This is a genomic window from Gordonia sp. KTR9, from assembly GCF_000143885.2.
Classification (GTDB): domain Bacteria; phylum Actinomycetota; class Actinomycetes; order Mycobacteriales; family Mycobacteriaceae; genus Gordonia.
Genome location: NC_018581.1, coordinates 2,268,614 through 2,292,873 on the forward strand (window position 1 = coordinate 2,268,614; position 24,260 = coordinate 2,292,873).

A 24,260-nucleotide genomic window follows, 5' to 3' on the forward strand; every position below is an offset into this window, starting at 1 on the left:
TAATCTTGGAAAGTCGCCTCCTGCGGAGGGTCTGCGCTGTTCTGCCCGCTTCGGCACAGCAACGGTGCGAATCCCGTCGGAGGCCCTCTGGTGCGAACCGCAGCTTCCCCGGCCACGTGACGGGCTACCCTGCGGCCCGCACCGGCACGCACAACACAAACGCCCCAGGAGCGTCAGCGCCCCGAGGGTCCGAGTAGACGAGTAAGAGGAAAACTTCGATGGCAACGTACGCGATCGTCAAGACCGGCGGAAAGCAGTACAAGGTCGCTGAGGGCGACACTGTGAAGGTCGAGAAGATCGACGGAGAGATCGGCAGCACGGTGAGTCTGCCGGTCGCGTTGGTCGTCGACGGGTCGAACCTGACCACCGATGCCGACAAGCTGGCCAAGATCTCGGTCACCGGCGAGGTCGTCGACCACGTCAAGGGTCCCAAGATCCGCATCCACAAGTTCAAGAACAAGACCGGCTACCACAAGCGCCAGGGTCACCGTCAGAAGCTGACGGTCCTCAAGGTCACCGGCATCAAGTAGTTCGACCAGTTCGAGAAGACCTCAGGAGGACTGACACATGGCACACAAGAAGGGCGCGTCCAGCTCGCGCAACGGTCGCGATTCCAACGCCCAGCGACTCGGTGTGAAGCGCTTCGGCGGCCAGCAGGTGAGCGCAGGCGAGATCCTGGTCCGCCAGCGCGGCACCAAGTTCCACCCCGGCGTCAACGTCGGTCGCGGTGGCGACGACACCCTGTTCGCGCTGGCCGCGGGCGCGGTGGAGTTCGGCTCCAAGCGTGGCCGCAAGACGGTCAACATCGTCCCGGAAACCGCTTCGGTCTGACCCGAGCAACCGGCACGACACAGCCTTTACACAGGGCGGGCAGGGTCATCGCGTACCCCGCCCGCCCTGTTCTTTTTTGACTGAAGTAAGGAATCTCGATGTCTCGGTTCGTCGACCGCGTGACCATCCATGTCGCCGCGGGGAACGGCGGCCACGGCGTCGCGTCGGTCCATCGGGAGAAGTTCAAACCTCTCGGCGGGCCGGACGGCGGCAACGGCGGCAACGGCGGGTCGGTGCGACTCGTCGTCGACCCCCAGGTGCACACCCTCCTCGACTTCCATTTCCATCCGCATGCCAAAGCCTCCAACGGCAGGCCCGGAGGGGGCGACAACCGCGACGGCGCGAACGGTGAGGATCTCGTCCTCAAGGTGCCCGACGGCACGGTCGTCCTGGACGATCGCGGGACCATCCTCGCCGACCTGGTGGGCGAGGGCACGGTCTTCGAAGCCGCGCAGGGTGGTCGTGGCGGTCTGGGGAACGCGGCCCTCGCGTCGAAGGCTCGCAAGGCCCCCGGCTTCGCGCTGCTGGGGGAGGAGGGGCAACAGCGTTCGCTCGTCCTCGAACTCAAGTCCGTCGCCGACGTCGGTCTCGTCGGGTTCCCGTCGGCCGGCAAGTCCTCGCTGGTGTCGGTGCTCTCGGCCGCCAAGCCGAAGATCGCGGACTACCCCTTCACGACGCTCGTCCCGAACCTCGGAGTCGTGCAGACCGCGGGTGACGTGTTCACCATCGCCGACGTCCCCGGTCTGATCCCGGGCGCCTCGACCGGCCGCGGTCTCGGCCTCGAGTTCCTCCGTCACCTCGAGCGCTGCGCGGTGCTCGCACACGTCGTCGACTGCGCCACACTGGAACCCGGCCGCGACCCGATCTCCGACATCGACGCGCTCGAAGCCGAGCTGGCCGCCTACGTCCCGGCACTCGACGACGACCACGGACTCGGCGACCTCGCGTCCCGTCCCCGCGTGGTGATCCTCAACAAGCTGGACGTTCCCGATGCCGCCGAGCTCGCCGATCTCATCGAACCCGAACTCGCCGAACGCGGTTGGCCGGTGTTCCGGATCTCGGCGGTCGCCCACGAAGGTCTGCGTGAGCTCACCTTCGCGCTGGCGCGGATGGTGCGGGAGTACCGGGAGGCCCAGCCCCCCAAGGTCGCCCGGCGCGCGATCATCCGGCCCAAGGCCGTCGACGACACGGGCTTCACGATCGAGACCGATCCGGACAACGAGGGCGGTTTCATCGTCCGCGGTACCCGCCCCGAGCGCTGGATCGCGCAGACCCAGTTCGACAACGACGAGGCCGTGGGCTACCTGGCCGACCGGCTCAACCGTCTCGGCGTCGAGGACGAACTGGTGCGTCGCGGTGCCGAACCGGGTGCACCCGTCACGATCGGGCCCGTCACCTTCGACTGGGAACCGTCGACGCCGATGGGCGACGACGTCCCGGTCACCGGTCGCGGCACCGACATCCGACTCGACCGCTCCGATCGTGTGGGCGCCGCCGAACGCAAGCAGGCACGACGCCTGCGTCGCGGTCTCCCGGACGAGGACGGCGGGGAGCGGGACCTCCCGTGACCGCCGGGTCCGTCGATCGCGTCCGCGACGGGTCGGTGCGCGACCGGATCGCGCACGCACGCAGCGTGGTCGTGAAGATCGGCTCGTCGGCGCTGACCGACCTCACCGAGGGGCTCGACCGCGACCGGCTCGACGGCCTGGCCGACGCCCTCGAAGCACGGATGAGGGCCGGGTCGGACGTGATCGTCGTGTCCTCCGGTGCCATCGGCGCCGGTATCGCGCCGCTCGGGCTCAAACGACGCCCCACCGATCTGGCCACCAAGCAGGCGGCGGCCAGCGTCGGGCAGTTGGCTCTCGCGCACGCGTGGGGTACGTCCTTCGCGCGGTACGGCCGCACGGTGGGTCAGGTCCTGCTCACCGCCGACGACATCTCCAACCGCAGTCATCACGCGAACGCCCAACGGACACTTGACCGTCTGCGTTCACTGGGTGCCGTCGCGGTGGTGAACGAGAACGACACCGTGGCCACCAACGAGATCCGCTTCGGCGACAACGACCGCCTCGCCGCGCTCGTCGCGCACCTGTCGGGAGCCGACGCGCTCATCCTGCTCTCCGATGTCGACGGCCTCTACGACGGCGATCCGCGCAAGGTCGGGATCGACGGCCGTCGCGCCCGGCTGATCCCGGAGGTCCATGGACCCGAGGACCTCGACGGGGTGATCGCCGGATCCGGCGGCGCGTTGGGTACGGGCGGCATGGCGTCCAAGCTGGCCGCCGCCCGGTTGTCGGCCGACGCCGGCGTGCCCGTGCTGCTGGCGGCTGCCTCGTCGGCGGCGCAGGCGCTGGCCGACGCCTCGGTGGGGACGGTGTTCGCCGCCCGGCCCGAGCGGCTGTCCGCCCGACGCTTCTGGGTGCGTCATGCCGCCGACGCACGCGGTCGGATCGTGCTCGACGACGGAGCGGTCGATGCGGTGTCGCGCAGGCGGCGTTCGCTTCTCGCCGCGGGGATCGTCGGGGCGACCGGCAGGTTCTTCGAAGGGGACGTTGTCGAACTCGTCGACCAGTACGACACGGTGCGGGCGCGGGGAGTCGCGGCCTACGGGATCGACGACGTGACCTCGATGGTCGGCCGCTCGACCGTCGACCTTCCCCCCGAGCTGCAGCGCCCGGTGGTCCACGCCGACGATCTGGTGGTCGTCTCGCGCTGAGGCGCGGACCGCGTGATCAGAAGGTTGCCAGCGCCGGGAGTACGAACCCGGCCTCGTGGTCGATCTTCAGTGTGGCGATGTCGTCTGCACGCGTGACTCCGCGGTTGACGATGATCAGCGGCTTGCCCGCCCGGTGTGTGCGCCGGGCGAATCGCAGACCGGACATGACGGTGAGCGATGATCCGACGACCACCAGCGCATCGGCAGCGTCGACCGCCGAGAATGCCTCGTCCACAACGTCTCTGGCCACTGTCTCGCCGAAGTAGACGATGTCGGGCTTCAGGATCCCGCCGCAGTTCGGGCAGTCGATCATAACGAAGTCGGAGGTGTCGGAGAGGGTGGCGTCGGCGTCGGGGGCGACTTCGATGGCACCGTGCCCGCGGACGCGGCGGGCGAACTCGGTGTTGACCCCTTCGAGAAGCTCGGCGAGCCGATGCCGCGAGATCCGCCAGTCGCAGTTCAGGCAACGGACCCGGCCGTAACACCCGTGGAGCTCGATGACTCCGCGCGTCCCTGCCTTGGTGTGCAGCATGTCGACGTTCTGCGTGAGGACCCGCGAGATCCACCCGCGCTGCTGCAGCTCGGTCAGGGCGAGGTGCGCGCGGTTGGGGACCGTGGCGTCCATGTGCCGCCAGCCGAGGTGGTTGCGGGCCCAGTAGTGGCGGCGGAAGTCGGCGGACGACAGGAACATCTCGAGGGTCATCGGTGTCCGCGGCGGCGAACCGGGGCTGCGGTAGTCGGGGATGCCGGAGTCGGTGGAGATGCCGGCCCCGGTCAGAACCGCGACACGGCGACCGGCGAGGATGTCGGCGGCCAGCGCGATCCGGTCCTCGACGTCGTCGTCGAGCGGTGTGTGTTCGGCGGGGGTGGTGCCGAGCTGGAGACGAGTACGCACCCTGCCCAGGATAAGCGCGACTCAGGCTCCGTCGAGCCGGTCCAGAGTGGCGGTGGTGTGTACGACGAACCACTCCTCCCACCGGTCCGGACTCCACCCGCGTTCGCGGACGAGACGAAGCCAGAGTGTTCGCGACGAGAGCATCCACATCGAGTCCACGGTCTCGTCGTCGGCCGGCCGGCCGAGGATCAGCGAGAGTGCGAACCGGACCTCGTTCCAGCGGGTCTGCTCCCGTTCATCCCGGAGCGTCGCCGCGTCGTCGTCGGTGACGGCGGCCTCGTCGAGTACGTGCTGGATGACCGCCGAGCGAAGGTGCGCATCGCGCAACCACGATGCCGCGGCGCGGATACGTCGAGGTCTGCTGCCCTCGCCCATCGTCTGGTAGTCGGCACCGTCGCGGACCGGGACGCCCTCGTCACGCCGCAGGGCGGCGACGATGCAGGCGTCGAGCAGGTCGAGTTTGTTGTCGAACTGCCGGTAGACCGTGGGACGGGTGAGTCCTGCACGGGTCGCGACCCCGGACATCGTCGTCGCCACCCACCCGTCTTCGCAGAACATGGCGGTGGCGGTGGCGAGGACCAGGGCACGGTTCTCGCGGGCTCGCTCTGTCCGCAGTTCGGATGAATAGGGCCTGACCACGACGATGAGTCTAGACAAAATTGGAAATACACAGTGTAATGTCAATATTCGGTGAGCCGCTCGGGCGTCACCACTCACCGGTGGGAGCAGTGATGGAAGAGTTCGATGTCCCGACGCGACTGGGGCGACTCCGTGTTCGCGATGTGGGCAACGGCCCGCCGGCTGTGTTGTGGCACAGCATGTTCGTCGATTCGCGGAGCTGGGACCGGGTGGTACCCGCACTGGCGGAGAGGCGGCGTCTGTTCCTGGTCGACGCCCCGTGGTGCGGGCAGAGCGAGAAGACCGCCCGGCCCGCCGACATCGCGGCGTGCGCCGATGCCGCACTCGACGTGATCGCAAGAGTTCGCGAACTGACGGGTGCCGCTGCGGTGGACTGGGTCGGGAACGCGTGGGGAGGTCACGTGGGTATGCATGTGGCCGCCGTCGAACCGGCGCTGGTGAACACCCTGGTCGCGGTGAGCGCACCGACCGGTCCGATCGAGCCCGCTCTGCGGCGCCGGGTCAGGCTGTTGCTGCCGTTGTACCGGATGATCGGAGCCCGCGGCCCGGTGTGGTCGACCATCGTGTCCACGCTGTTCACCGAGCGCACCCGCCGCGAGGATCCCGAGGCGGTCGATCTCGTGCGAGAGGCGGTCCGCGTCTCGGGCAGGTCGATGATCCCGGCCATCGAGACCGCGATTCTCCACCGCACGGATCTGGCGTGGGCGGCCGAGAAGATCTCGTGTCCGGTGCTGTTCGTGACGACCGATGACCGTGGCGAATGGACGCCCGAGGAGGCGCGGGAGGTGGCGCGCACCATGCACGATGCGCGTGAGGTCACCGTCCACGAGGCCCGGGTGATCCCGGCGCTCGAGCAACCCGCTCGGACCGCCGGTGCAGTTCTGGCCTTGTGGGAGTCGAACGCCCGACAAACGCCACTTCCGGTGCCGATCACCTGACCCGCGCTGGGGGCGAGAGGTGATCCACACCGGAAGTGGCGATCGTTCGGAAGGGTCAGACCGTCAGGAAACGGCTTCCTCGGCGTGCTTGCCGGTTGGTGCGGGCACCGTCACCAGCGGATAGACGCCGTTCTCGTCGTGCACCTCGGTGCCGACGACCGGGGGATTGAACACGCACAGCATGCGCATCTGCGTGTCGGCGGTCACGGTGTGGCGCTCATGTCCGTTCAGCAGATACATGGTGCCCGGCGCGAGGGGATAGGTCTCGCCGGTCTCACGGTCGAGCAGCGTTCCCGTCCCCTCGACGAGCCAGACGGCCTCGACGTGGTTGGCGTAGTGGAACTCGTTGACCGAGCCGGCCTTGATGGTGGTCTCGTGGAACGAGAAGCCCACCCGATCGCCGCCCAGGACGATGCGCTTGGAGACCCAATTGCCCTTGGGGTCGGCGACATCACGATCGGTACCGGTGATCTCGGCTGTGGTTCGGACGATCATCCGATCACCTCCTTGACTGCATCGGACAGGATGGACAGGCCGCGGTCGAGGTCCTCGCGCGAAATGGTCAGCGGCGGAAGCAGCTTCACGACCTCGTCGGACGGACCCGACGTCTCGGCCAGGAGTCCCGCGCCGAAGGCCTGGGCGCAGACCTTGCCCGCGGCGGTGTGGTCGTCGAAGGCGAGTCCGCGGACCATGCCGCGTCCGCGGGTGGAGATGCCGTCGTAGCGGCTGCACAGGTCGGTGAAGACCTCGTGGATTCGCTCACCCTTGGCGTGGACGTCACGCGTCAGCGCGTCGTCGGTCCAGTAGGTTTCGATGGTCTTGGCAGCGGTGACGAAGGCCGGGTTGTTGCCGCGGAAGGTGCCGTTGTGCTCGCCGGGGGTCCACACGTCGAGCTCCGGCTTGAACAGGGTCAGCGCGAACGGCAGTCCATAACCGCTGATCGACTTCGACAGGGTGACGATGTCGGGCTTGATGCCGGCTTCCTCGAAGGAGAAGAACTCACCGGTGCGTCCGCAGCCCATCTGGACGTCGTCGACGATCAGCAGGATGTCGCGCCGTTCGCAGAGGTCCGACAGCGCACGCAGCCACTCGGCGCGGGCGACGTTCACGCCACCCTCGCCCTGGACCGTCTCCACGATGACCGCGGCCGGCCGGTTCAGGCCGCTGCCGGAGTCGTCGAGCACTCGCTCGAACCAGTGGAAGTCCTCCATGACCCCGCCGAAGTAGTTGTCGAACGGCATCGGGGTCGCGTGGACGAGCGGGATGCCCGCGCCGGCGCGCTTCATCGAGTTGCCGGTCACCGACAGCGATCCGAGGGTCATGCCGTGAAAAGCGTTGGTGAAGCTGATGATCGACTCGCGACCGGTCACCTTGCGGGCGAGCTTCAGGGCCGATTCGACCGCATTGGTACCCGTCGGTCCGGGGAACTGGATCTTGTAGTCCAGTCCACGCGGCTCGAGGATGTGATCGGTGAACTTCTGGATGAAGTTGCCCTTGGCGACGGTTGCCATGTCGAGACCGTGGGTGATCCCGTCGGCCTCGATGTACTCGAGGAGGGCCTTCTTGAGGATCGGGTTGTTGTGGCCGTAGTTCAGCGAACCGGCGCCGGCGAAGAAGTCGAGGTATTCACGACCGTCCTGGTCGGTGATGTAGGAACCCTTCGCGGTGGTGAACACAGCAGGCCAGTTACGGCAGTAGCTGCGCACCTCCGACTCGTGGGTGGTGAAGACGGAATCGTCCATGTGGGTGTCGAGAAGTTGCATTTCTTTGCTTCCTTCTGGTGTGACAGCGTGGGGTTTTCAGATGTGCTCGGCTCGGAGGCGCTTCGTTGCGATGGCCGAGGTGGAATATGTCCCACGGGCGGGGTCGGCTTGTGTTCGAGAAGTCCGGCGGGACAACCGATCACGGAGTCGGCAGACGGTTCGATCTGCACTGGTGCACCCGGTCGTCAGGCGCCGATCTGCGTTCGGCGCAAGCGCGCTCGGGGCGTTCGCCTCAGGGCTCGGGGATCTCCGGCTCGAGCATGTAGAGGTCCTCCGGCTCGTGGGAGTCGGGAAACGCGTTGGCGGGGAACAAGTCTCGGCGCTCGAATCGGAGTCCACGGGCCTTGGCGACCGATCCGAACAGGCGCTGCGACGGAATGTTGTCCGGGCTGATCGTCGTGTGCATGGCCACCATGCCCTGGCGGTTGGCGCGGTCGAACAGCTCATGGAGCATCGTCGCGGCGATGCCGTGTCCACGGACCTCGTCGTCGACGGCGACCTGCCAGACCATCAGGGTGGAGGGGTCGCTCTGCCGACGGTAGCCGGTGACGAAACCGACTGCACGGCCGTCGACCTCGGCCACGATGGACGTGGCGGCGAAATCGTGGCACCACAGGACGTAGGAGTAGCTCGAGTTGACGTCGAGAACCTTTGAGTCCGAGGCGATTTCCCAGAGTCGGGTGCCGTCGTCGACCGTGGGTGTCCGGTAGTCGACGGCAAGGGTGGTTGTTGGGGCCGTTCTTGTTTGGGAAGGGCTCATAACGCATTCGACGTTAACAACGCGTGTCGGGGAAGTCATGTACCTGCGGAAATTGGCCTGCAGAACCACTACCTTGTCCCTGTTCAGGCATGCAATGTGAAGTGGCTCACAAAGACGTGATTCAGGATTGGTTTGCGTGGCTGCACGGGTTGCAGAATGGCCTCATGACGAGGATCATCGCCGGCCGGCTGGGTGGGCGCAGGCTGCGCGTTCCGGGCGAAGGCACCCGACCCACGTCCGACCGTGTTCGTGAGTCGGTGTTCAACATGCTGGCCGCCCGATCCGATCTGGACGGGCTCTGGGTTCTCGATCTCTATGCGGGATCGGGCGCGTTGGGTCTCGAGGCGATCTCGCGGGGAGCCGCGGGCGCGACGTTCGTCGACTCGGGGCGCCGGGCTGCCGCCACGATCGCCGCGAACGTGAAGGCGTGCGGGGTGGCCTCGAACGCCACCGTACATACGCGCGCGGTGTCCGCCTACCTCGCGGGCGAGCCGGAACGGCGCTTCGGTGTGGTGTTCTCCGACCCGCCCTACGACGTCGCCGCCGACCGGATAGCCGAAGACCTCACTCTCCTGACCACACGCCTGGACGACGACGCGCTGGTCGTCGTCGAACGGGCGGCCCGTTCCCGCGGAGAGGTGTGGCCGGCGTCGTACGACGTGGTGGTCGACAAGTCTTACGGCGACACCCGGGTGGAGATCGCCCGCCTGGTCTGACCGGTAGGTTCAGACCATGACGACGGCTGTGTGTCCCGGTTCCTTCGATCCCTTCACCCTTGGTCACCGTTACGTGGTCGAACGCGCCGCGGCGTGTTTCGACGAGGTCGTGATCACCGTGGTGGTCAACCCCAACAAGCGCGGCATGTTCGGCGTCGACGAGCGCATCGGACTCATCGAGGAGGACTGCGCGGACCTGGCGAACGTGCGGGTCGATCGGTGGGAGGGTCTGCTCGTCGACTATCTGCGGCAAGAGTCCATCCACACGATCGTGAAGGGGCTGCGCTCCGCGGTCGACTTCGACTACGAGGTGCCGATGGCGCAGATGAACCGCGAGCTCGCCGACGTGGAGACGATCTTCCTGCTCACCGACCCGCGTTTCGCTCACGTCTCGAGTTCGTTGGTGAAGGAAGTGGCGAAGCTGGGCGGCGACGTCTCGCCATTCCTGTCGGGACATGTGCACGACCGCCTGATGAGCCGGCTGTCAGGCGAACTGTCGGCCTGATCTCGGGACATATCGCGACACACCCCACTCGCTTCACGAGTCACAAGCGCACCATTCGGCACAATAGTCACAGATTCACCAACTGTTGCAACCAGGCAAGCGCCGGATTGGGGTGGCTGTGTACCGGGTATTTGAGGCTCTCGACGAGCTGGTCGCGATCGTCGAAGAGGCACGGAGTGTGCCGATGACCGCAGGCTGTGTCGTCCCGCGCGGCGACGTGCTGGAACTGCTCGACGACATCAAGGACTCCATCCCCGGCGAGCTCGACGACGCGCAGGACGTGCTCGACCAGCGCGACACGCTCATCGGCGACGCCCGCGAGCACGCCGAGACGACGGTGGCGAAGGCGGATTCGGAGTCCGAGGCCGTCCTCGCCCACGCGCGCGCCGAGGCGGACCGCATCCTCTCCGAGGCGAAGGCGCAGGCCGACCGCATGGTCGACGAGGCCAGTGCGCACTCGAGCTCGCTCGTCGAGGACGCCTCCGAGGAGGCCCATCGCCTGCAGACGAGCGCGGCGCGGGAATTCGAGGCCGTCACCGGCCGGGCGCGGGCCGAAGCCCAGCGCACCATCGACGCGGCCAACAACTCCTACGACAAGTCGGTGGCCGACGGCATCGCCGAGCAGCAGCGACTCGTCTCCGAGACAGAGGTGGTCGGTGCGGCGAAGTCCGAGGCGGAGCGGATCATCGACGCCGCGCACGCCGAGGCGGATCGCCTGCGCGGTGACTGCGACGTCTACGTCGACGAGAAGCTCGCTCAGTTCGAAGAGGTCCTGACCGGCACGCTGCGGTCGGTGAACCGTGGGCGGCATCAGCTGCGCACCGGTGCCGGAATGCACGACTACGTCGAGTACCCCCGGGGCGTCGACGAGTCCGCACGGCCGGAGGGTCGTGGTGACGGATCGCGCTCGCGCGAGGCATCGGCCCGCCACACCTACGACCGCGACCACGGTTCGCCGCTCGCGGTGTGACACGGCTGTCGACCGGGCTCTCACGCGCCGCCGGCGTCGGTCGATCATTCCCGGAGGCGAGCGTATGGTAGGCGTCTGTGGCTGATCATGCTGTGACTTCAGAGCCGTCGCGCGGTCCCGGTTCGACTCCGAAGCGCGAGCCGTTCGTGCTGGATGTGCGTTCGCTGGGACGTCGCCCGGGAACCATGTCCGAGGTGCATCGCACCGTGCGGACACCTGAGCGGCTCGGCGTCGAGATGGTCGGAATCCCGGCGGATTCCGACGTCGACCTCGACCTCCGCCTGGAGGCGGTCTCCGAGGGAATCCTCGTCACCGGAACGGTGTGTGGTGAGACGGTCGGTCAGTGCTCGCGCTGCCTCGAGCCGGTCGACGGGACCGTGACGGTCTTCCTCACCGAGCTCTTCGCCTATCCGGACAGCGCCACCGAGCAGACGACCGACGCCGACGACGTCCATCGCATCGCCGACGACCGGATCGACCTCGAACAGTCGATCATCGACGCGGTCGCACTCGAACTGCCGATGTCGCCGCTGTGTTCCGAGGACTGTGAGGGTCTGTGCCAGGTCTGCGGAGTCCGGCTCGCCATCGCCGAGCCGGGGCACTCGCACGAGGTCATCGACCCCCGCTGGGCGGGCCTCGCGAACAAGTTCGCCGACCTCGCCGAGGGCGACTCGGTGTCGGCATCGGACGGCGACACCGCCGAGACCGCGGATTCCGACCGGGAACGACATCGTGACTGAGGTCGTGCGCGAGGGCGGACCGCGAGCCGCGCTGCTCGACGCCCTGGACACCGAGATTCGCGACGACCTCCTCACCCTGGCGCTGACCCACCGGTCCTATGCCTACGAGCACGGTGGTCTGCCCACCAACGAGCGGCTGGAATTCCTCGGCGACTCGGTGCTCGGCGTCGTCATCACCGAACGTCTCTATCTGCGATATCCCGACCGGCCCGAGGGCGAGCTGGCCAAGATCCGGGCGAGCGTCGTCAACATGCACGCGCTCGCCGACGTCGCGCGCGGGCTCGGCGACGAGGGCGGACTGGGCAAGTACCTGTTCCTCGGACGCGGCGAGGAGATGACGGGCGGTCGCGACAAGGACTCGATCCTGGCCGACGGTCTGGAATCGCTGTTCGGTGCGGTCTTCCTCAGCCATGGACTCGAGACGTCACAGCGGGTCATCCTCCGGCTCTTCGACGAACGCATCGATCGTGCCGGTCGTCTCGGCGCCGGACTCGACTGGAAGACCTCGCTCCAGGAGTTGAGTTCCGAACGCGGGTTCGGCCCGCCGCAGTACCAGATCAGTGCGACCGGTCCTGACCACAACAAGGAGTTCACCGCCACCGCGCTGGTCGCCGGCGAGAGCCTCGGCGAGGGCGTCGGCCGGACCAAGAAGGAAGCGGAGCAGCAGGCCGCGGCGCACGCGTGGAGAGTGCTCACCGAGCGCGCCTCCGCCTCGTGAACCTCCACCCCGTGAACGACTCGCACGTGGCGATGCATGCCTGAACTACCCGAGGTCGAGACCGTCCGCATCGGTCTCGAGACCCATCTCGTCGGTCGGGTGGTGGCGTCGACCGAAGTCCTTCATCCGCGTGCGATCCGTCGTCACCTCGGCGGGGAACCGGATCTGATCGGGCGGCTCGCCGGCAAACAGGTGACCGGGGTGCGCCGGCGCGGCAAGTACCTGTGGATCGATCTCGCCGACTCCGCCGACCGGGCGGCGCTGGTGGTCCACCTCGGGATGAGCGGCCAGATGCTGATCGCGCGGACCGGGACCCCCGACCACACGCATCTGCGGGTTCGTGCCGTCCTCGACGACGAGAACGAACTCCGCTTCGTCGACCAACGGACCTTCGGCGGTTGGCATCTCGACGACTACACCCCGGATGCGTATGCGCTCGAGAACGGCGCAGCGCCCGCCGACATCCCGATGTCGGTGGCGCACATCGCCACCGATCCCTTCGACCCCGCCTTCGATGCCGGCCGGGTCGTGGATCGCATGCGCGCCAAGCACTCCGAGATCAAACGGGTCCTCCTGGACCAGACCGTGATCTCCGGGGTCGGCAACATCTACGCCGACGAGGCGCTCTGGCGCGCGCGACTACACGGCGCGCGGATCGCCGAGACGATCAGTCGCAAGAAGCTGCGGGAGCTGATCGACGCCGTCACCGAGGTGATGGCGTCGGCCCTGAAGGTCGGCGGCACGTCGTTCGATGCCCTGTACGTGAACGTCAACGGACAGTCCGGGTACTTCGAGCGGTCTCTCAACGCCTACGGGCGGGCGGGGGAGCCGTGCCGCCGGTGCGGGGCGATCATGCGCAGGGAGCAGTTCATGAACCGCAGCTCGTTCTTCTGTCCGCGCTGCCAGCGACCGCCGAGCCGCGGGAGTGGGAGCAGGCCTTGAGAAGGCCGCGACGGTACAGAGGCTGAGTCGAACCGGGCGCGAATACGGCATCGCACGGATTCGCGCGGGCTTTACGCGTCGGGCGGCAAGCGCCCGGTGAAGGATTCGATGTTCACTCGCGCTTCGCCAAGATCGGTCCCGGCAGCCCCAGCTACTGCAGGTACAGCATGGGCGGGACTTCGGGCGGTCGGATCCCGGCATCCGCTGGACGCGCAGCATCCGTACAAGGGCTGGCACGTTGACCCCCTACCTGTCACGGTCAAGGCGCGAAGGTCGGGGATAGCCCGTTACGAAGTCAAGTAACCGTTGGTGGCCTGGAGGTTCTGATGCCGACCGAACCTTTATAAGTGCGATCGAAGTCATTGTCGCGTCTCCCACGGAGACGTCGGACTGAGCAGATGCTCGGTTCGGGATGGCGCACATCCAACGAGTATCGCTCGTCGATCAAAACTGTCGGTGGTTTCGTACATACTCAAAGTCATGGTCCGGAAGATGACGCCCGCGCAGTTCAGGGCCGCGATGAACAAGCAACAACGCCAACAGAAGCAGGCGATCGACAACCATAATCGTGAGGTCCGCCGTCACAACGCAGCGGTGAAGAAAACGGTGAAACTCTATAACCGCGACATGCGCACTTACAACGCAAAGGCTCGTGCGCACAACGCCCGGGTCGAGAATCAGCGCCGACGCCTCAACCAGGAGATTCAGAGGCTGAACTCTCGCCCGGCGGCCACGACTTTCGTCACCTACCGCTCGTCAGTCGAGACCCTTGCCCAGGCGTACGCGGCGACCGAAGCGAGCGTTTCCGGACGGACGATTTCGTCAGCAGGACGCGAGCTCGTCGACCGAGGCAGCGAGGAGGCTGCGAACAGTGCCTACCTGCTCAATGCGATGCACGGCGACGGCGCGCCTGAGGACGATCCGACCGAGAACCAGCTGCGCGGGCCGAGTATGCAGACTGAGCTCTTGAGGTTCGGGCCGGACCTCGTTGACCGGTGGACAGGTGCCTTGTTCTCCTTGAGCCCGCGCAACCCCGATGCCGCCCGCCACTTTTGCACCAGCGCGCGAGAGGTGTTGATCGCGATGATCGACGGCGCTGCTCCCGACTCCCGTGTCGCCGAGGCCGATCCGTCATGCAGCCGAACCGACAGGGGGGTGCCGACCCGACGGGCCAAGGTTGGCTACCTCCTGCGGCGCAAGGGCATTGACGAGAAGTCCATTGAGGACCTCGTCGAGCAAGACATGGACAATGTTCTCAGCCTCTTCCGCGAGTTCAACGACGGCACTCACGGGCACGCCGGAAAGTTCACGATCACCCAGCTCAACGCACTGCGCATTCGTGTGGAGTCCGCGATCGGGTTCATATACGCCCTCTGCCAGGCTTAATACCCGCCGTCGGTCTTGCAGAGCCTATGGTCACGCACTGAGTGACCACATGGTTTCTGAGGCAGTCGGTCTCGGCTCCCAAGCTCTGTCGGTACCCACCGATACGATGACTCCTCAATGAGGTGCTCGCTATCTGCGGTGCGCCGGGTCTCGAAAGGGAGTGTATGTCGAAGATCGTTACTCGGACTCGGCGCCGCAAAACAGGCGAAGGGGCGACGAATCGCAAGATCAACACGCAGCGGGCTGTGAATTTTCAACCTAAGGCGTACTCGGCGTGACCAGTCTTGATTTGAGCGAATCGTCAGCTGAAGCTTCTGACGAACACGGGGCCGCCAACCTCTCCGTAACGAGTCGAGGCGTCGGTGGTCGTTGGTGGAGTCTGGACATCCACGCGCACTCGCCAGCGTCGTTCGACTACGGCGGTCTCCCTGATGTTCGAAGCGATGCTCCGAAGCCAACTTTTAAAGAGTGGATCCGGGCGTATAGCGACGCAGGCGTCAATGGCATCGTCGTCGCTGATCACAACACGCACGAGGGGATCGAGCAAGCGCGTGCTGCGCTTGCGGAGCTGATCGACGAGGACCAAAGGTTCTCGACACTTGTGATCTTCCCCGGCGTGGAATTGACAGTGACCGGCGGGATACATGCTCTCGCTATCTTCGACCCAGAAAGCCCGGCCGAGATCGTCAACCAAACGTTAACGCTCTGCCAATACAAGGGCACTCGAGGGGCCAGCGACCAAACAGCCGAGGTGACGGTTGGGGCCGCCGCTAAGATCGTGGACGAGCTGGGCGGCCTATTCGTGCCCGCTCATGCGGATAAGAAGCACGGCGTACTCAAGATGGACTCGCGCGAGCTGGCATCCCTTGGCGAGAGTCCCTACATCTACGCTGTCGAGGTAATCGACGACGATGCGCTCGACCTTGTCGCCCCTTGGAATTGGGTGCCGCTGCTAGGGTCCGACGCACACCATCTCACAGTCGATTCACACCCAGACCCGGCCTCGGCCAAGGCGCCAGGCACGCACCTCACACTCGTGAAGGCCGAAACTCTCAACCTTCAAGGCCTGCGACTGGCGCTCACAGATCCGCAAGAGTCGATCCGACGGTGCCTCAAGGACTATGACGACCCAAATGTCATCGACCACGGCCACATCAACTCGCTTGAGGTCAGCCACGAAGGTGCGACGGAAACATATCGATTCGGCCCGTGGATGAACTGCCTCATCGGCGGCCGCGGAGTTGGCAAGTCGACAGTCCTCGAACTCCTCCGGTTGGCCCTGGGCCGGTCCAGCGAATTACCGCAGGGCATCGCAGTCGATCTGGTCAGGTTCGATCCCCAATGCGAGCCGGAGCAGCAGTGGTGGGGTTCCGGAACTCGGATAACTGTCAATTACACGAAGGATGGACGTCCACTGAAGGTGACATGGCTTGGGTCGGACCCTACGCATTCGAAGATCGAACTGTGGGATGGATCTAAATGGGAGGTGCAGGCTGGGCGCGTGTACGACCGTGCGCCGGTCCGTGTCTTCAGCCAGAAGCAGATCTACGAGTTGGCGTCGCAGCCACAGAGCTTTCTCGCCATCCTTGATGACATGCCGCAGATTAGGCGAGCAGAGTGGGACGAGGAGTACGAGGCGCTCCAGCTTCGTTTTAAAGGTGAGAGAAACAAGCTGCGGCAACTGCTCGCTGAATCGGAGAAGGCTGATCGGATTCGTGGCGAACTGGAGGAAGTGCGGGGCCGACTGCGTCACCTCGAGGAAGTCAAAGCGAGTAGTGAGTATCAGGAGCTCGAGACGCTCGAGACCCGACTTCGGCAGTCCGTGTCCGCCGAGGAGGAGGCGGTCAAGATCGAACGCGAAGCCCGTGGTCAGGCGACAATGTTGCGCGGACTTACGACCGAGTTTCTTAATGTGGCTGAATACTCGGACCGCGCGGCGTCCCTCATCCGCGCGGCGGACCTCATGGATGAAGCTTCGCGCGAGTTGAGTACTGCGAGGTCAGCTTGGGAGGCGGGAACGGCGCATCAGCAATGGCAAGCGCGAGTCACTGAGCTCAACACGTGGCTGAGTGACCAGGGCGGGCCCTCACGCGTTGCTCCGGAGCAGACGCGACTGGATCGCCAGCGACAAGCCGAGCTGGAGAAGGAGTTGCGCTCGGTCGAGAACTCTGATGAGCACAGGGCACAACAAGAGTCTGTGATTGATGAGATTCTGACCTTAGTCATAGACAAGCGACGTGAACTCTTTGAGCGCCGAAAAGCATTTACCAATGCCCTGAACTACTCCGGTGGATCCCTCACAAAGGTGGAGGTGTTCCATCAGGGCGACATCGGCAGGCTGGAAGGCTCGCTCCGCGACTTACTCAACTGTCCCGACTCGTTCGACTCGGCATTTGCGAAGGATGGCATCGCGTCCTTCTTGAACTGCCACCAACCGAAGTCCCCGGGATTCGCAGATCACGTCGTCAACTTTAAGGAGAAGCTCGTCGAGCTGGTTGAAGATGGGGTCGGTGCGCAGATTGCATCTGGGTTCAAGGTTGATTCGCGTTTCTACAACAGGTTTGCGAACATCGACACTTTCGATCTTGTAACCGACATCATGCTGTGGTTTCCGGACGACCTCGTTTCGGTTCGCTATCGACTACGTGACGCGGGTAACTTCGTACCCGTCGATCGGGGATCTCCAGGGCAAAAGACAGCAGCATTATTGACGGTCATCCTCCAAATGGGAACGGATCCGTTGCTTTTAGATCAGCCCGAGGACGACTTAGAGAACAAATTGATCCGCCATTTGGCGGTCCAGACCCTCAAGACCATAAAGCGGAATCGCCAACTCATTATCTCGACGCACAATGCCAACGTAGTCGTGACATCCGGCTCGGAGAACATCATCGTCCTGCAACACGGGGATCTGTTGCCAGTGGTTGAGGCAGAGGGGACGTTGCAACGGGCGGCAGTGCGGGAGAACGTCTGTGAGATTCTCGAGGGTGGCGAAGACGCCATCAAGACACGATATCGGCGCTTGATCGGATCCCTTGACTAGCCCGTCAAACACGGCCGCCACTCAGGCGTGCCCCTAGAGCGTCGCGGTCAGCGGTACGGACGTCGCCTGGCTTTGTCGCTGCGTCGCGATCACCCGGCCACGGGTGGTAACAGGCCGGAGGTCGGGTCGCGCCACTTCAGGCTCGGTCTGGTCGCAAGCGACGATCAAGATGCGGGTGGGGCAACATCTTCCCTCGGGTTGCGGTTGCGGACGTAGGGCCTGCACGTCGCCGCCACAGACGACCTCGCGCAGATCACGCAGCCTTTAGTCGAAGCTAAACCTCTCGTCCAGTGCGTGACGCCGCCGCTCGGCTCTCTTGGAGGACCGACCCCAACTCGGAAGACTTGCGTTGCAGTGGTTCTAGGGGCGATATGGGGATCCAGCGTAAGGGGCATCGTGCGTTTCCCAGGCTTTGAGCCGGTGTGGGAGCTGCGACGCGGTGCGGGGGCAATCACTAACTGGGAACAATTCCCGATCCGGAGCTCTTACTATTGTTCGCGATGCCGGCGGCGCCCGCCGGAGACTCTGAGAGGACCCGCCTTCGATGACCACCGAAGCCACTGCCCCCACGTCCGGGGTCCCTGCCGACCAGGTCCACACCGACCTCTGGGTCGAGCGCACGGGCACCCGCCGTTACACCGGACGAAGCTCTCGCGGCGCCGAGGTGCTGATCGGCTCACAGGACGTCGAGGGTGTCTTCACCCCGGGCGAACTGCTCAAGATCGCACTGGCCGCCTGTACGGGGATGTCGTCGGACCGGCCGCTGGCCCGTCGCCTCGGTGACGACTACGACGCGACGATCCGGGTGAGTGGCGACGCGGACCGCGAGAACGAGGTCTACCCGCGCATCGAGGAGATCCTCGAGATCGACCTGTCCGAGCTCGAACCCGAGGCCGCGGCGCGCCTGCTCGTCGTCGTCGAACGCGCCATCGACGCGGTGTGCACCGTCGGACGTACCGTCAAGGCCGGTGCCGAGGTGGATCTGCGGATCGAGACGGACTGACACGGTGCCAGACCAGACCCGGACCGACGACGGCACCGACCGCATCCGGCTGACCGCGCATGTCCACGGACACGTACAGGGCGTGGGCTTCCGGTGGTGGACGCGGTCCCGCGCCCTCGAACTCGGTCTGGTGGGCTATGCCTCGAACCAGGCCGACGGTCGGGTGCTGGTCGTGGCCGAGGGGCCACGAGACAAGGCGCTCGCCCTGCTCGACGCATTGCGGTCCGGCACCACCCCGGGACAGGTGGACCTGGTGGTCGAGCGTGTGGATGAACCGCGCGGGGAGCTCGACGGCTTCGTCGAACGGTGAGCGGAGCCCGAAACACATCGCGATGGTGAGTAGTCTGTACCGTCGTGCACCTCAAAAGCCTGACCCTGAAGGGCTTCAAGTCGTTCGCCTCGGCGACGACCCTGCGCTTCGAGCCGGGTATCACGTGCGTCGTCGGGCCCAACGGCTCCGGTAAGTCGAACGTCGTCGACGCCCTGACCTGGGTGATGGGCGAGCAGGGGGCCAAAGCGCTGCGCGGCGGGAAGATGCAGGACGTCATCTTCGCCGGCACGTCCGGCCGCCCGCCACTGGGCCGCGCCGAGGTGACGCTGACCATCGACAACGCCGACGGGGCGCTGCCCATCGAGTACTCCGAGGTGTCGATCACCCGCCGGATGTTCCGCGACGGGGCCGGCGAATACGAGATCAACGGCAGTTCGTGCCGACTGATGGACGTGCAGGAGCTGCTGTCGGATTCGGGCATCGGCCGCGAGATGCACGTGATCGTCGGGCAGGGTCGGCTGTCGGCGATCCTCGAGTCCCGGCCCGAGGACCGACGCGCGTTCATCGAAGAGGCGGCCGGTGTCCTCAAACATCGCAAGCGCAAGGAAAAGGCAGTCCGCAAGCTCGACGCGATGCAGGCCAATCTGGCGCGCCTGACCGACCTGACCGCCGAACTCCGCCGTCAGCTCAAGCCGCTCGGTCGTCAGGCCGAGGTGGCACGCCGTGCCCAGACCGTGCAGGCCGACCTCCGCGACGCCCGGTTGCGTCTGGCCGCCGACGACCTCGTCACCCGCCGGATGGAGATGGCCGAACACGCCGCCGTCGAGGACGAGGTCCGCCGCAGGCAGGACGAGGTGGCCGCCGAGCTGGACCGCGCGAACGCGGAAGTGGCCGAACACGAACAGCATCTCGCCGAGATCACACCGGCCGCCGCTGCTGCGAACCGTGCGTGGTTCCGGTTGTCGGCGCTCGCCGAGCGCGTCGACGCGACCCGCCGGGTGGCCGCCGAACGCAGCCGATACCTCAGTGAGCCGGTGGGTCAGACGTCTGGGCCCGACCCCGACGAGCTCGACGAGCAAGCCCTCGAGGCGGCCGAACTCGAAGCCGAACTGACCGAGGGCGTCGAGATCGCCGCCGAGCAGCTCGAAACCGCCAGAGAAGTGCTCGGTGAGCGCGAATCGATCGCGGAAGCGGCCGAGGCCGCCCATCTCGCCGCGGTCCGGGCCATCGCCGACCGGCGTGAGGGGCTCGCGCGGCTGGAGGGCCAGGTGGACAACCTGCGGACCCGCTCGGAGTCGGCCGACGCCGACGCCCAGCGCCTCACCGACGCGATCTCGACCGCCGTCGAACGGGCCGAAGTTGCTGTGACGCAACAGGATTCGGCTGCGGGCGAGCTGGCGCAACTGGAGGCCGCCGAACGTGCGCTCGACGAACACCACGAACGCTGCGTCGCCGCGCTGAACCTGTCCAACGAGCGCGTGGCCACCTTGCAGGCCGCACACCGCGAGGCCGAGCACGCCATCGCCTCGTTGTCGGCGCGAGTCGACGCGCTCGCCATGGGACTCGAACGAGGCGACGGTGGCGCGTGGTTGCTGGAGAACGCGCCCGACGGTCTCCTCGGTCCGATGTCGGAGCTGGTCACCGTCGAGCCGGGCTACGAGACCGCCATCGCCGGGGCGCTCGGACCTGCGGTCGACGGCATCGTCACCGTGGACGGGGTCGCCGCGGTGCGGGCGTTGGAGGCACTCAAGTCGGGCGACGGGGGACGGGCCGCGCTGATCTGTGGCGGACTCACCGGTCCGGATCGGCGGGGCGAGATCGCGTTGCCGGACGGGGCGAGGTGGGCCGCCTCGGTGGTCGACACCCGGCCGGAGATCCGCGGCGCCATCGACACCGTCCTGGCCGACACCGTGATCGTCGACGATCCCGCGCAAGGGCTCGAGCTCGCCCGCCGTCTCGGTGTACGCGCGGTGACCCCCGCCGGAGACCGCATCTCGGCGGCGTCGGTCGAAGGTGGCTCCTCGCGCCGGCCCTCCACGCTGGAGGTCCAGTCGGCCATCGACGCGGCGACCGCCGAACTCACCGCGACGCGCCGACGCGTCGAAGAACTGGAGGCGGCGCTCAACGGGGCGCTGACCGAACAGCACGAGCGCCGGGAGGCGGCCGAGGAGGCGCTCGCCGCCCTCCACGAGTCCGACGCCAGCGTCGGAGCGGCATACGAACAGATGGCCCGGCTCGGCCAGGAGATCCGGGCGGCTCGCGCCGAGGCCGACAAACTGACGCGACAGCGGAACCTGCTCGAGAAAGGCCGCGCGGACACCCTGCAATCCCTGCAGGAACTCACCGAGCGACTCCGGCTCGCCCGGGACGAGTCCGACGCGGGGACCGAGATGTCGACCGACGACTCCGAACGCGCCACCGCGTCGGCGGCCGTCGGCGTGGCGCGCAGCGCGGAGATGGAGGCCCGTCTGACGCTGCGGACCGCCGAAGAACGCCTGGCCTCGGTCCGGGGCAAGGCGGACTCGCTGCGCCGCGCCGCACAGCGCGAGCGGGAGGCACGCGAGCGGGCCCGTCGCCAGGACGAGATCCGGCGACAGGCCGCCGGGGTCGCGGCGGCCGTCGAACGCGCCGGCGCCCAGGTGAGTGAACGCCTCGCCGCCGCGGTGGCGTCGGCCCAGGCCGGACGCGACGAACTCGAAGAGATCCGCACCGCGCGCACCGCGACCCTGGACGAGCTGCGGGTGCGGGCAGGCGAACTGACCACCACCCTGAACTCGCTGCGCGACACCGTCCACCGCGACGAGGTGGCGCGGGCCCAGGTCGCGCTGCGGATCGAGCAGCTCGAAGAGCAGGTCCTCGAGACCTTCGCGATCGCCCCCGACGATCTGATCGCCGAGTATGGTCCCGACGTGCCGATGCCCCCGTCGGCACTGGAGATGGCCGAGTACGAGCAGGCCAGGGAGCGCGGCGAGCAGGTCGTCGCCCCGGCCCCGATGCCGTACAACCGGGCGACCCAGGAAGCCCGTGCGAAGAAGGCGCAGAAGGACCTCAACACGCTCGGTAAGGTCAACCCGCTCGCACTCGAGGAGTTCGCCGCGCTCGAGGAGCGGTACAACTTCCTGTCGTCGCAGCTCGAAGACGTCAAGGCGGCGCGCAAAGACCTGCTCGACGTCGTCGAAGACGTCGACGCCCGCATCCTGCAGGTGTTCACCGAGGCCTATGCCGACGTGGAACGCGAATTCGCCCAGGTCTTCCAGACACTGTTCCCGGGTGGCGAGGGCCGACTCGTCCTCACCGAACCCGGCGACATGCTGACGACGGGCATCGAGGTCGAGGCGCGTCCGCCCGGTAAGAAGGTCAAGCGGCTCTCGCTGCTGTCGGGTGGGGAGAAGTCGCTGACCGCGGTCGCGATGCTGGTGGCGATCTTCCGCGCGCGTCCGTCCCCGTTCTACGTCATGGACGAGGTCGAGGCCGCACTCGACGACACCAACCTGCGGCGACTCATCACTCTGTTCGAGCAACTGCGAGAGAAGTCCCAGCTCATCGTCATCACCCACCAGAAGCCCACGATGGAGGTCGCGGACGCGCTCTACGGCGTCAGCATGCGCGGCGACGGCATCACGACGGTCATCTCGCAACGCATGCGCGGAGTGAACATGCCCGTCGGTCAACAGGAGGACACCAGCCAGTGAACACCGGAATCATCATCGGCATCGTCGTCGCGGTACTCGTCGTGATCGCGTTGATCGTGCTCGGTCTGGTGCTGTCGCGCCGCCGGCGCATCTCGCTCACCGACGAACGGCAGCCGGAGGTCGTCGACGGCACGACCCGTCAGGTCGACCGGTCCGGGGGATACCAGGCCGGATCGGGCTTCAGCTTCAGCCGCGGGGAGACCGCGCTCGCCGAACCGCCCCGACGCGAGCCGCAACCCCGGACACCGGAACCCCCGGCGCCCGCGCCCGAGGTGGTGCGGCCCGCGGGGGACCGCACGGACGTGGACGGCCAGCCGGGTGTCGGCGACGACGCCGCGGTCCCGCGCGACTCGATCCGACGCGGCGTCACCGAGGTGTCGCTTCCCGAGCCGGACACAGCAGAGCCGGAGATCGCCGAACCCGAGACACCAGCGCCCGGGACACGGGAGTCCGAGGCGGCGGCGCCCGAGAGCACACTGCCGGAGACGGCCGATCCCGCGGTCGTCGAACCCGAGGTCACCGAACCCGGGGTCACCGAACCCGAGGTCATCGAGCCCGAGCCGGTCACGGCCGAGCCGGAACCGGAGACCGTCGAACCCGAGACGCGGGTGCCCGACGATGTCGCGCAGGCGACCACGGCGCCACCGCTGGACGACATCGCGCCGACGGCCGGCCGGATCGGTCGCCTGCGTGGCCGTCTGTCCCGGTCGCAGGGCGCGATCGGCAAGGGAGTACTCGGACTCCTCGGTGCCGGCGACCTCGACGAGGACAGCTGGGAGGAGATCGAGGACACCCTCGTGATGGCCGACCTCGGAGCCTCGACCACGGCCGTCGTCGTCGAGACGCTGCGTACCGAACTCGCGGCCAATCCGGTCCGGACCGCGGGCGAGGCCCGCGCGTTGCTCAAGCGGGTCCTGGTCGACCAGCTCGACCCGACGCTCGACCGGTCCATCCGGGCGCTTCCGCACGCCGGCCGTCCCGCGGTCGTGCTCGTCGTGGGGGTCAACGGAACCGGCAAGACCACCACGACCGGCAAACTGGCGCGGGTGCTCGTCGCCGACGGACGCCGCGTCCTGCTCGGTGCCGCCGACACCTTCCGCGCCGCCGCCGCCGACCAGCTGCAGACCTGGGGCGAGCGGGTCGGTGCCGAGATCGTGCGCGGCAAGGAGCAGTCCGATCCGGCCGCGGTGGCGTTCGACGCGGTCGACCGCGGTATCGAGACCGGCGTCGACGTCGTCATGATCGACACCGCCGGACGCCTGCACACCAAGACCGGACTGATGGACGAGCTGGGCAAGGTCAAGCGCGTCGTCGAGAAGAAGGCGCCTGTCGACGAGGTGCTGCTCGTGCTCGACGCGACCGTCGGACAGAACGGGCTGATGCAGGCCCGCGTCTTCGCCGAGGTCGTCAACATCACCGGCGTCGTGCTCACCAAACTCGACGGCACCGCCAAGGGCGGCATCGTGTTCCACGTGCAGAAGGAGCTCGGGGTGCCGGTCAAGCTCGTCGGGCTCGGCGAAGGCGCCGACGATCTCGCACCCTTCGAGCCGGAGGCGTTCGTCGACGCCCTCCTGTGAATTCCCGCGGGTGCTGCTGTGAATTCGGGATCTGTGATCGGAAACCTGGTGTTAGCGGTCGCCCGCCGAACCTGAGAGACGGCTCAGAGCCGAACTGGGGCGTTACATGGGCGAAATATAAACCGGCCAGGGGGTTACGCGCCTGAAACGTCGGG

Annotated in this window: 22 protein-coding genes; 17 read left to right on the forward strand and 5 right to left on the reverse strand. The window is 66.8% G+C overall.

Features of this window, described 5'->3' with window-relative positions:
* Positions 1 to 218: 218 nt before the first annotated feature.
* The 4 genes from rplU to proB all read left to right on the forward strand — a co-directional run bounded on the left by rplU (position 219) and on the right by proB (position 3,547).
* Positions 219 to 530, forward strand: a complete 312-nt coding sequence (gene rplU / locus KTR9_RS11050; protein ID WP_004019625.1) for a 50S ribosomal protein L21 — start codon at positions 219 to 221, stop codon at positions 528 to 530.
* A 37-nt stretch (positions 531 to 567) separates the two neighbouring features.
* Entirely contained in the window at positions 568 to 831 is a 264-nt protein-coding gene (gene rpmA, locus KTR9_RS11055) for a 50S ribosomal protein L27 (RefSeq protein WP_004019626.1), read from the forward strand.
* A gap of 98 nt (positions 832 to 929) precedes the next feature.
* Positions 930 to 2,399 (forward strand): GTPase ObgE, encoded by a 1,470-nt coding sequence (gene obgE, locus KTR9_RS11060; RefSeq protein WP_010841615.1) that lies wholly within the window; start codon positions 930 to 932, stop codon positions 2,397 to 2,399.
* Positions 2,396 to 3,547 (forward strand): glutamate 5-kinase, encoded by a 1,152-nt coding sequence (proB, locus tag KTR9_RS11065; protein ID WP_010841614.1) that lies wholly within the window; start codon positions 2,396 to 2,398, stop codon positions 3,545 to 3,547. Before obgE ends, proB begins: the two co-directional genes overlap by 4 nt.
* 16 nt (positions 3,548 to 3,563) lie before the next feature.
* On the opposite strand, the gene KTR9_RS11070 is transcribed toward proB, so the two are convergent.
* Positions 3,564 to 4,442: a Sir2 family NAD-dependent protein deacetylase gene (locus KTR9_RS11070; RefSeq protein WP_014926439.1), complete on the reverse strand. Its 879-nt coding sequence runs from the start codon at positions 4,440 to 4,442 to the stop codon at positions 3,564 to 3,566.
* 21 nt (positions 4,443 to 4,463) lie between these two features.
* Entirely contained in the window at positions 4,464 to 5,081 is a 618-nt protein-coding gene (locus KTR9_RS11075) for a TetR/AcrR family transcriptional regulator (RefSeq protein ID WP_044506470.1), read from the reverse strand.
* A 92-nt stretch (positions 5,082 to 5,173) separates the two neighbouring features.
* Between KTR9_RS11075 and KTR9_RS11080 the strand changes: the two genes are divergently transcribed.
* Positions 5,174 to 6,019, forward strand: coding sequence for an alpha/beta fold hydrolase (locus tag KTR9_RS11080; RefSeq protein ID WP_044506472.1), 846 nt, complete (start codon positions 5,174 to 5,176; stop codon positions 6,017 to 6,019).
* A gap of 63 nt (positions 6,020 to 6,082) precedes the next feature.
* Here KTR9_RS11080 and KTR9_RS11085 read toward each other — a convergent pair whose 3' ends face one another.
* The 3 genes from KTR9_RS11085 to ectA all read right to left on the reverse strand — a co-directional run bounded on the left by KTR9_RS11085 (position 6,083) and on the right by ectA (position 8,542).
* Positions 6,083 to 6,514 (reverse strand): ectoine synthase, encoded by a 432-nt coding sequence (locus KTR9_RS11085; protein WP_014926442.1) that lies wholly within the window; start codon positions 6,512 to 6,514, stop codon positions 6,083 to 6,085.
* Positions 6,511 to 7,782: a diaminobutyrate--2-oxoglutarate transaminase gene (gene ectB / locus KTR9_RS11090; RefSeq protein ID WP_010841609.1), complete on the reverse strand. Its 1,272-nt coding sequence runs from the start codon at positions 7,780 to 7,782 to the stop codon at positions 6,511 to 6,513. The genes KTR9_RS11085 and ectB overlap by 4 nt, the downstream gene beginning before the upstream one ends.
* 232 nt (positions 7,783 to 8,014) lie before the next feature.
* The gene (gene ectA / locus KTR9_RS11095; RefSeq protein WP_010841608.1) at positions 8,015 to 8,542 is read right to left on the reverse strand and encodes a diaminobutyrate acetyltransferase; all 528 of its coding nucleotides are present in this window, start codon (positions 8,540 to 8,542) and stop codon (positions 8,015 to 8,017) included.
* A 164-nt stretch (positions 8,543 to 8,706) separates the two neighbouring features.
* On the opposite strand from ectA, the gene rsmD reads away from it, so the two are divergent.
* The 12 genes from rsmD to ftsY all read left to right on the forward strand — a co-directional run bounded on the left by rsmD (position 8,707) and on the right by ftsY (position 24,105).
* Positions 8,707 to 9,258, forward strand: a complete 552-nt coding sequence (gene rsmD / locus KTR9_RS11100) for a 16S rRNA (guanine(966)-N(2))-methyltransferase RsmD (protein ID WP_014926443.1) — start codon at positions 8,707 to 8,709, stop codon at positions 9,256 to 9,258.
* Between the two features lie 16 nt (positions 9,259 to 9,274).
* The gene (coaD, locus tag KTR9_RS11105; protein WP_014926444.1) at positions 9,275 to 9,763 is read left to right on the forward strand and encodes a pantetheine-phosphate adenylyltransferase; all 489 of its coding nucleotides are present in this window, start codon (positions 9,275 to 9,277) and stop codon (positions 9,761 to 9,763) included.
* Between the two features lie 118 nt (positions 9,764 to 9,881).
* On the forward strand, positions 9,882 to 10,733 hold the full coding sequence (locus KTR9_RS11110; RefSeq protein ID WP_010841605.1) for a DivIVA domain-containing protein: 852 nt from the start codon (positions 9,882 to 9,884) through the stop codon (positions 10,731 to 10,733).
* A gap of 92 nt (positions 10,734 to 10,825) precedes the next feature.
* Positions 10,826 to 11,473: a YceD family protein gene (locus KTR9_RS11115; RefSeq protein WP_148281273.1), complete on the forward strand. Its 648-nt coding sequence runs from the start codon at positions 10,826 to 10,828 to the stop codon at positions 11,471 to 11,473.
* A complete protein-coding gene (rnc, locus tag KTR9_RS11120) occupies positions 11,466 to 12,191 on the forward strand; it encodes a ribonuclease III (RefSeq protein ID WP_014926447.1) in 726 nt (241 codons plus the stop codon). Before KTR9_RS11115 ends, rnc begins: the two co-directional genes overlap by 8 nt.
* A 36-nt stretch (positions 12,192 to 12,227) precedes the next feature.
* On the forward strand, positions 12,228 to 13,133 hold the full coding sequence (gene mutM / locus KTR9_RS11125; protein WP_014926448.1) for a bifunctional DNA-formamidopyrimidine glycosylase/DNA-(apurinic or apyrimidinic site) lyase: 906 nt from the start codon (positions 12,228 to 12,230) through the stop codon (positions 13,131 to 13,133).
* Positions 13,134 to 13,613: 480 nt separating this feature from the next.
* On the forward strand, positions 13,614 to 14,519 hold the full coding sequence (locus tag KTR9_RS11130; RefSeq protein ID WP_044507867.1) for a hypothetical protein: 906 nt from the start codon (positions 13,614 to 13,616) through the stop codon (positions 14,517 to 14,519).
* 274 nt (positions 14,520 to 14,793) lie between these two features.
* On the forward strand, positions 14,794 to 17,562 hold the full coding sequence (locus KTR9_RS11135; RefSeq protein WP_014926450.1) for a TrlF family AAA-like ATPase: 2,769 nt from the start codon (positions 14,794 to 14,796) through the stop codon (positions 17,560 to 17,562).
* Positions 17,563 to 18,106: 544 nt separating this feature from the next.
* Positions 18,107 to 18,565 carry an OsmC family protein gene (locus KTR9_RS11140; protein WP_014926451.1) on the forward strand — a complete coding sequence of 153 codons (459 nt, stop codon included), beginning with the start codon at positions 18,107 to 18,109 and terminating at the stop codon, positions 18,563 to 18,565.
* Positions 18,566 to 18,569: 4 nt separating this feature from the next.
* Positions 18,570 to 18,875, forward strand: a complete 306-nt coding sequence (locus KTR9_RS11145; RefSeq protein WP_010841596.1) for an acylphosphatase — start codon at positions 18,570 to 18,572, stop codon at positions 18,873 to 18,875.
* Between the two features lie 44 nt (positions 18,876 to 18,919).
* Positions 18,920 to 22,528 (forward strand): chromosome segregation protein SMC, encoded by a 3,609-nt coding sequence (gene smc, locus KTR9_RS11150; protein WP_014926452.1) that lies wholly within the window; start codon positions 18,920 to 18,922, stop codon positions 22,526 to 22,528.
* Positions 22,525 to 24,105, forward strand: a complete 1,581-nt coding sequence (gene ftsY, locus KTR9_RS11155) for a signal recognition particle-docking protein FtsY (RefSeq protein WP_014926453.1) — start codon at positions 22,525 to 22,527, stop codon at positions 24,103 to 24,105. The genes smc and ftsY overlap by 4 nt, the downstream gene beginning before the upstream one ends.
* Positions 24,106 to 24,260: the final 155 nt, after the last annotated feature.

Coding starts and splice junctions, on each gene's coding strand:
- rplU (WP_004019625.1), top strand. CDS start 219: ATGGCAACGTACGCGATCGTCAAGACCGGCGGAAAGCAGTACAAGGTC.
- rpmA (WP_004019626.1), top strand. CDS start 568: ATGGCACACAAGAAGGGCGCGTCCAGCTCGCGCAACGGTCGCGATTCC.
- obgE (WP_010841615.1), top strand. CDS start 930: ATGTCTCGGTTCGTCGACCGCGTGACCATCCATGTCGCCGCGGGGAAC.
- KTR9_RS11080 (WP_044506472.1), top strand. CDS start 5,174: ATGGAAGAGTTCGATGTCCCGACGCGACTGGGGCGACTCCGTGTTCGC.
- KTR9_RS11085 (WP_014926442.1), bottom strand. CDS start 6,514: ATGATCGTCCGAACCACAGCCGAGATCACCGGTACCGATCGTGATGTC.
- ectB (WP_010841609.1), bottom strand. CDS start 7,782: ATGCAACTTCTCGACACCCACATGGACGATTCCGTCTTCACCACCCAC.
- ectA (WP_010841608.1), bottom strand. CDS start 8,542: ATGAGCCCTTCCCAAACAAGAACGGCCCCAACAACCACCCTTGCCGTC.
- rsmD (WP_014926443.1), top strand. CDS start 8,707: ATGACGAGGATCATCGCCGGCCGGCTGGGTGGGCGCAGGCTGCGCGTT.
- coaD (WP_014926444.1), top strand. CDS start 9,275: ATGACGACGGCTGTGTGTCCCGGTTCCTTCGATCCCTTCACCCTTGGT.
- mutM (WP_014926448.1), top strand. CDS start 12,228: ATGCCTGAACTACCCGAGGTCGAGACCGTCCGCATCGGTCTCGAGACC.
- KTR9_RS11130 (WP_044507867.1), top strand. CDS start 13,614: ATGGTCCGGAAGATGACGCCCGCGCAGTTCAGGGCCGCGATGAACAAG.
- KTR9_RS11140 (WP_014926451.1), top strand. CDS start 18,107: ATGACCACCGAAGCCACTGCCCCCACGTCCGGGGTCCCTGCCGACCAG.